General features: G+C 71.2%; 6 protein-coding genes. 1 reads left to right on the forward strand and 5 read right to left on the reverse strand.

Annotated features, from left to right (window positions below; all coding sequences use genetic code 11):
• Nucleotides 1–284: 284 nt before the first annotated feature.
• Entirely contained in the window at nt 285–1,178 is an 894-nt protein-coding gene (locus tag VF665_RS15680; RefSeq protein ID WP_331054379.1) for a DUF72 domain-containing protein, read from the forward strand.
• 3 nt (nt 1,179–1,181) lie between these two features.
• On the opposite strand, the gene VF665_RS15685 is transcribed toward VF665_RS15680, so the two are convergent.
• From VF665_RS15685 to VF665_RS15705, 5 genes are all read right to left on the reverse strand, one after another.
• A complete protein-coding gene (locus tag VF665_RS15685) occupies nt 1,182–1,349 on the reverse strand; it encodes a hypothetical protein (RefSeq protein ID WP_331054380.1) in 168 nt (55 codons plus the stop codon).
• Nucleotides 1,350–1,632: 283 nt separating this feature from the next.
• Complete coding sequence (locus tag VF665_RS15690; protein ID WP_331054381.1) at nt 1,633–2,451, reverse strand: helix-turn-helix domain-containing protein; 819 nt, start codon at nt 2,449–2,451, stop codon at nt 1,633–1,635.
• Between the two features lie 51 nt (nt 2,452–2,502).
• On the reverse strand, nt 2,503–3,783 hold the full coding sequence (locus VF665_RS15695; protein WP_331054382.1) for a tetratricopeptide repeat protein: 1,281 nt from the start codon (nt 3,781–3,783) through the stop codon (nt 2,503–2,505).
• A gap of 420 nt (nt 3,784–4,203) precedes the next feature.
• Nucleotides 4,204–4,524, reverse strand: coding sequence for a hypothetical protein (locus VF665_RS15700; RefSeq protein ID WP_331054383.1), 321 nt, complete (start codon nt 4,522–4,524; stop codon nt 4,204–4,206).
• 318 nt (nt 4,525–4,842) lie between these two features.
• A complete protein-coding gene (locus tag VF665_RS15705; RefSeq protein WP_331054384.1) occupies nt 4,843–6,426 on the reverse strand; it encodes an MFS transporter in 1,584 nt (527 codons plus the stop codon).
• Nucleotides 6,427–6,697: the final 271 nt, after the last annotated feature.

Below are 6,697 nucleotides of genomic sequence, written 5' to 3' on the forward strand. Positions count from 1 at the left end.
CGCGGTCCGCCGCCAGCAGGCTCGCGTGCGCCGCGGCGACGTCCGCGCGCGCCACGGGCGGACGCGCTTCCACCCCCGGCGCGCCGGCGCACGCGCCCGCGAAGGCGATCATCATCCCGCAGACCAGATCTCTCATCACGCCTCTCGAGATCGTTGTCGACAACTTCCCGGTGTCGTTCTGTATCGTCCCAAGCCCCACCGTTCTGACGCCCGGCCCGGGGCGGGTCCGGAGATTGCCCCCACCGTTTGCCGCCACAGGCGAGCACACACAACGGGAGCGGCGGATGATCCGGTACGGGCCGGCGGGGTTTCAGTACAAGGACTGGGAGGGGATCGTGTACCCGGCCGACAAGCCGAAGAAGTTTGATCCGCTCGCCTACCTGGCCGGGTACTTCGACACCATCGAGATCAACTCCACCTTCTACGGTCCGGCGAAGGCCACCACGGTGCAGAGCTGGATGCGGCGGGTGGAGCACAACCCGAAGTTCAGCTTCGCGGCCAAGCTGTACCAGCGCTTTACCCACCAGCGCGCCAGGGCGTGGGCACAGGACGAGGTGGACGAGGTGCGCGCGGGGTTCGATCCCATGCTGGAGGGCGGGCGGCTGGGCGCGGTGCTGCTGCAGTTTCCCTGGTCGTTCCGCCGCACGGACGAGAACCGCGAGTGGCTGAACGACGTGACGCGCACCTTCGGGCACTATCCGCTCGTGCTGGAAGTGCGCCACGCGACGTGGAACGTGCCCGGCTTCTTTGAGGCGCTGGTGGAGCGCGGCATCGGCTTCGTGAACATCGACCAGCCGCTCTTTCACGATTCCATCAAGCCCACCGCGCACGCAACCTCGCCGGTGGGCTACGTGCGCGTCCATGGCCGCAACTACAAGGACTGGTTCCGCGAAAAGGCGGGGCGCGACGAGCGGTACGACTACCTGTACCCCGCGGAGGAACTGACGCCGTGGGCGGAGCGGACGGCGGAGATCGCGGCCGGGCCGCCCACGGAAGACGTGTTCGTGGTGACCAACAACCACTTTCGCGGCAAGGCGGTGGCGAACGCGCTCATGCTGCAGTCCATGGTGGAAAAACGCGACGTCCCCGGGCCTCCGCCGTTGTTCGCGGAGTACGGGGACGTGCTGGCCGGCTACGCGGTTCCTGCGCCGCCGCTGGAGGCGGCGCAGGAGGAGTGACGGTCAGGCCGCCAGCTTGAGCACCCGGACCTGCGCCGGGGCAGACGCGCCGCGCGGGTTGATGATGTCGGCGATGCCGAAGCTGGTGGGCGCGGGGACCACCGGGGCGAAGCCGGACGGACCGTTGGGGCTCAGGATGCGCTGGATGAGGAACGCGGTCGAGACGGTCATTTCTATACCCTCAGAGTCGGTGTTGTCAGTTGGGTGCGGCGTGTCCTCAGCCGCACGGACCTAAGCTATCGAGGGTCCACCCGCCCCGCGTGGGTCATCCAACCCAATGCAGGGTTCCGGGCCGGCCAGAAGCCAACGACGCTCCCACGAAGGCACAGCCCCGGAGTCCGCGGTGCAGTCCCCGTGCGTCTGCGGCCTCTGCTGAAACCCGCGCTTCGCCAGAACGAACGAGCCCTCTTCCGCGCGTGGCGAAAGAGGGCTCGTGTGCCGATGCAGCCGGACGTCAGGCCGGGTTGGCGAACTCTTCGCGGTACCGCGACAGAACCTCCACGAACACCTTGGACGAGCGCGCAAAGGCGCCGCGCCGCCGCAGCTCAGTGGGGCTGCTGCCGACGAACTTCTGCGTCACGCGCCGCAGCCCGCTGTCTGACGAGTAGCCGCAGGCGTGCGCCACGGAAAGCACCGTGCGCCCCGGGTCGTCCAGCAGCTCGGCGGCGAGCAGAATGCGCATCCACGCCAGCAGCTTGCGCGGGGGCGGAAGCTCCGCGCGCTCGCACCAGCGCAGCAGCGTGCGGCGCGACAGGCGAAGCTGGCGGGCCAGGTCGCGCCCGTGGCCGCCCACCGCCACCACCTCGGCCGCCGCGTCCACGATGGCGCGGGCGCGGCCGGGCGTGTCCGGCGGCAGGATGTTTTCCAGCAGCGCCTTGAGCGGCCGCCCCTGCGCCGCGCGGAACCGCTGCACCATGGCCTGCGGCGTGTCGTCGTGCGCAATGCTGATGACCTGCACCACGCCCCACTTGCCCAGCGTACGCAGGTCATCCAGCCGGTGCGGGCGGATCTCCATGGCGGCGAACACCGCCGTGGACGGAAACTCCACCAGCAGGCTCTTGAGGCGCTGCGACGGCCCCTGGGAGCCGTTCACGTCCTCGTACGGATTCACCACCACCAGCGCCGAGGGCGGAGAATCGCGCACGGCCTCCTCCAGCGACGGCCAGTCCGGCACCGCTTGAAAGGTGTACTCCCGTCCCGCCACCTTGCGGACGCGTTCGCGAAAGGCCTCGTTGCTGTGCAGCACCAGAAGGGGACGTGCGCCGATCTTCATCAGGGTGCGTGAGTTGGGGTGGGCGGCTGCGTTGGGGATGGGTGCGGCGGATTACCGCGGGCCGGCCGCGGACAGGGCGCGCGCCAGGTCCAGGGCGAACTCTTCCGGCGGCTCGGGCGCGCGGGGCTCGTCGGCCGGGCGCACGCCGCGCTGGCGGCGCGCCTGGTCCAGCACCGCTTCGGCGGCCATGCGCGTGCGGGCCTCGCCGCGGTCGGCGGCCACGCGCGCCGCGCGGGTGGCGGCGGACTCGGCGCGCTCGTGGTCGCCCAGCATGGCGGCGCCGCGAGCCAGGTCCAGCGCGATGGTGCCTTCGTGCTCGGACGCTTCGTGGCTGTCCAGCGACCGCCACGCCTGCGTCCACGCCTGCTCAAAGGCCCGGCGGTCCCCCGCGCCGGCGGCGGCGCGGGCCAGGTTGGCGAGCGCGATCTCGCGCTCCGCCGGCACCTGCATGTGGGCGGCCAGCGCCTGGAACACGGCCTGGGCCTGCTCGAACCGGCCGTTCTCCATCCAGAAGCAGGCGACGTCGCCGGCCAGGTGCGGCAGGCGGCGGTGCCCCGCGCCGTAGACCTCGAAGGCGGCGCGCGCCAGCCGCTCGGCGTCGTCGGGCTGCTGCGACTGCGCGGCGATCACGAACAGGTCGTGCAGCGCGCCGGCGTGCATTTCCCGCAGGCTGTGGCGCCGGGCGGCGCGCAGCGAGCGCAGGTGAAAGCGGCGCGCCGCCGGCAGGTTGCCGCGCAGCAGGTACAGGTTGCCCAGCCCGGAGAACGCCTGCGTGTACGCCGTCCAGTCGCCGCTCTGGCGCGCCAGGGAAACGGCGCGGCGAAACCACGTTTCGGCGCGGGCGTGCTCGGCGCGGCGGCGGGCCAGGCGCCCGACCGCGTAGGACGCGCCCGCGTCCGCCGGCAGCACCACGGCCACGCCCTGCTGAAACGCGATGGCGGTGGCCGTCCATCCGCGCGCGTCCGCCCACTGCGAGGCGGCGAGGCAGGCCGCGGCCACCACCTCGGGGCTGTCCGCGTCCGGCGCGCCGGTCAGGCGCACCAGCGGCAGCAGCGCCGCCGCGAGTTCCGGCTCCGGGGCCGCGGCGCGCATCAGTTCGGCGTGCGCCTCGTCGGCGCCGCCGGCGAACAGCCCGTCGCGCTCATCCGGCGGGGTCTGGCCCCACAGGTACACGTCGCGGATCAGGTGAAAGAGCAGCACGCCCAGCGGGCCGGGCGCCTCGTCCAGGATCTCGGCTCCCTCGAACGGCTCGCTCCCGTGCAGCAGGGCCGGAGGCGTGCGCCAGCGGCGCGTGGTCCTGCGCACGGGAGGGGTCAGGCGCCTGGGGCGCATCGGGTGCTCCGGAGCCGGGCGGGGCAGAGAAAACCGCGGTTTCGCGGCGGGTACAAGGCGCGATCATCTTAACCCGTATCTTCTTTCTCCGCCATAGTCTTGCGACCGTCCGCACCGTCACCACCCGCGACCTTTTCCAAACCCTTGCACAGCGTGAAATCCGCAAAGGAGCGGTCACCAGCGGCGAGCGCACGAACAAATTCCACCGCCGCCCGGCCACGACAAAGTGGACAATGCGCCCCATCGCCGCAAGTGCGTGCAGGTTGACGGGCACGCCCGCCGCTTTGTCCGTGTCAGAACGCGGCATTCTGGACGAACTGCTTTTGTTCTATAATCGTCCGGAGAAGATTGTGCCGCCCCCGGGACTTTTCATCTGTTTCCCCGCGGACCGGAGCGCGTGATCCGGGCGACACCGGGGGGTCATCCCGTCGCGATGCGCCCGAGGTCGTCCACGATACGTTGTACGTACCGTGGCACATGAGGGCCGCCCCGGTCCAGGTCAATGGCGCCCAGCGCGCCCGCCGCGTCCAGCAGCGCGGCCTGTTCGCGCTCGTAACGGTCCGTTTCCCAGTCCAGCACGGCCATCCGCTCCCCGATTTCCGCCAGCGCCGCGCGAATGGCGGGGAGGGCGGCCCCGCGCTCCATGGCTCCGGCGCGCTCCATCTCCCGAAGTGCGCGGACCGCGTCCTCGCACAGCTGCACGAAGTCCGCGGGATGCTCGGCGGCGGGGCGGTCGCTCATGGCTGGATCCTGGGTCGTCGGGAGAGATGGCGACGCGGCACGGGACTCCCGGCAAGCTGCACCGGGACGGGCGCGAAGACAACGGTCGCGTGCGAACGGCCATGGTCCGCGGCAGCGCGGAGTTCGCCGCAAGGGCGCGGCGCGGCGGCGCCACGATCCACCGAAGCGCCCTCAGGTGGACTCTTCGCGGGCGCCACCCCTGGCGGTCCGGGCGGAGGACGGCGCCGCGTTCCGTTGGCGGCACGTGGCGAACGGGGGACGGAAAGGGGGCAGGCCGCGGATGCGCGCCTGCCCCGTTCTCGTCCATCCACCGATGCGTCAGGCCGTGCGGCGGCCGCGCAGCATGCGGGGGACCAGGGCCGCCGCGAGCACCACCAGCACCAGCGCCCGGAAGACGTACTGCACGTAGGGCGGCTCGCCGGCCGGGGTGAAAGTGGGCAGCAGGTACTGGTCCGCCAGCAGCAGCGCGATCCCCGTCATCACCGTGAGGGTGACGAGGATGGCGGGGTTGCGGCGCGTGTCCACCCCGGCGTGCTCCTCGTCGTGGATGTCCAGCCCGCTCGTTTCGCGCAGCAGCAGCATGCCGATCACAAAGGTGATGGCCGCGACAATGACGGGGTACAGGAGCCCGGCGAACTGCGGCGCGACGGGGAACCGGCCGGGGTTCAGCGCGGCGGAGGCGGCCACGGCGGTGGCGATCACCGGAAGGAACCCGCCGAAGTAGCCGTTGCCTACGTGGTAGGGCAGCGACACCGACGTGTACCGCACCCGGGCGGGAAAGCACTCCACCAGGAAGGCGGCGATGGGCCCGTACACCATCGTCACCAGCAGCACCAGGCTGAACACGCATGCCGTGAGCGCCACCGCGTTGTACGTCCCGCCGGCGGGGGTGAAGCCCCACATCAGCCGGAAGATGGGGATGATGAGGAGGGCCGCCAGCAGGTTGCCCGCCATCATCACCTTCTTGCGCCCGATGCGGTCTGAAAGCGCGCCGAACACCAGAAAGAAGGGGGTCGCCAGCGCCAGGGCCACCGCCACGATGGTGCGGGTGGCGACGAAATCCACCTTGCCCACCGTTTCCAGCCAGGTGAGCGCATAGAACTGCCCCGTGTACCAGACCACCGCCTGCCCGGCCGCCGCGCCCCACAGCACCGTGAGCATGGTCTGCCATCGCGTGGAGTTGCCCAGGCTTTCGGCCACGGGCGAGGTGGAGGTCTTGCCCTCCGCCTTCATCTTGACGAACAGCGGGCTTTCCCGCAGCCGCAGGCGGATGACCAGCGACACCAGCACCAGGACGGCGGAAAGCAGGAAGGGGATGCGCCACCCCCACCCCTCCCAGTCGTCCTTGGGCATGGCGTTGCGCACCAGCAGAATGACGAGGAGCGAAACGAACAGCCCCAGCGTGGCGGTGGTCTGGATGAACGCCGTGTAGAAGCCGCGGCGGTGGTTGGGCACGTGCTCCGCCACGTACGTGGCCGCCCCGCCGTACTCGCCGCCCAGCGCCAGCCCCTGCAGCAGCCGCAGCGCCAGCAGGGTGAGCGGCGCCAGCACGCCGATGGTCTCGTAGCCCGGCAGGATGCCGATCACGAAGGTGGCCCCGCCCATGATGACCAGCGTGACCAGGAACGCGTACTTTCGGCCGACGACGTCGCCCACGCGGCCGAAGACGAGCGCCCCGAACGGCCGCGCCGCGAACCCCGCCGCAAAGGTGGCCAGCGTCTGCAGCAGCGCCAGCGTGCTGTTGCCCTGCGGAAAGAAGTGCGAGGCCACCAGCGAGGCCAGGCTGCCGAAGATGTAGAAGTCGTACCACTCGATCATGGTGCCCACCGACGACGCGCCGATCACTCCGAACAGGGTGCGGCGGTCCACGGGGGCAAAGGTGCTGGCGGGGGCTGCGGGCATTCGGAATGCGCGGGTGGGGGATGAAGGGAGCGCGGTTTGCAACGGCGTGCGGCCGTGCCTACCTTGGCGAGCGAACGTCCGATCCGGCCGCGGACGGCAGGGCCCGCCGCGGCGCTCGCGGCAAGGCCCGCGCCGCGCCGCCGCCCCGCCGTACAGGAACAACCAGGAGACCGTCCGGATGGCGAGTTCCGAGAATACCTTCGACAGCCTGCTTCAGGAAGACCGCGCCTTTGCGCCCCCGCCGGAGTTCGCCCGCGCCGCGCGGGTGCGC

This window comes from Longimicrobium sp., assembly GCF_036387355.1.
Classification (GTDB): Bacteria; Gemmatimonadota; Gemmatimonadetes; order Longimicrobiales; family Longimicrobiaceae; genus Longimicrobium.